This window comes from Gordonia sp. IITR100 (assembly GCF_002009645.1).
Lineage (GTDB): Bacteria > Actinomycetota > Actinomycetes > Mycobacteriales > Mycobacteriaceae > Gordonia > Gordonia hongkongensis.
Genome location: NZ_MVKV01000054.1, coordinates 1 through 600 on the forward strand (window position 1 = coordinate 1; position 600 = coordinate 600).

1 pseudogene is annotated in these 600 nt (G+C 67.3%); it reads right to left on the reverse strand.

What is annotated here, in order from left to right:
* Positions 1-580: pseudogene (locus B1818_RS23850) on the reverse strand (HNH endonuclease); the annotation flags it as partial.
* Positions 581-600: the final 20 nt, after the last annotated feature.

Sequence of the window (600 nt, forward strand, 5' to 3'; positions counted from 1 at the left end):
TGATCGCGACCCGGCCTTCGTCGGTCACCCTGGTGTGCAAGGTGTTCAGCGACGCATCATCGGCCGGCGCGACCGCGTGCGGATCGTCATCGGCGACCCGCATGGCGATGCTCCGGGCGTGAGTGTTGATCTCGGCGGGGGTGGCCCCGGAGAACGCCTGCGCCAGTAGTTCGCTCTCGAACACCGACCGGTCATCGTCGGACAACGCAGTCGCTGCCTGTTTGTCGATGGACGCGATGCCGCGGACCACGGCATCGACACACTCGGCCGCGAGATACCCGTCGGCGGCGCAGTCGGCGACTTTCGGCAACGATCCCAGTCCGGCGGCGATCCGTGCACCGCGGTGCGCGGCCGTCGGGGGTAGGCCGATCTCGATCAGCCAGGATCGGGTCGTCGACCCAGCTCGCGCCGGTGCCCCCGAATCCTCCAACAGGGCGATGTGGACGGCGATCTGGTGATCGAGGACGTTGCGCAGCACGCGTAGTTCGTCGAGTCGCTCGACTACCGGGCGACCACTCCCGTCGTCGGGCGGGGGTTGCAGACCAATGAGGGTGTCGCGGAGCTCGGTGATCGAGGACATGAGACCAATGTACTCGCCAA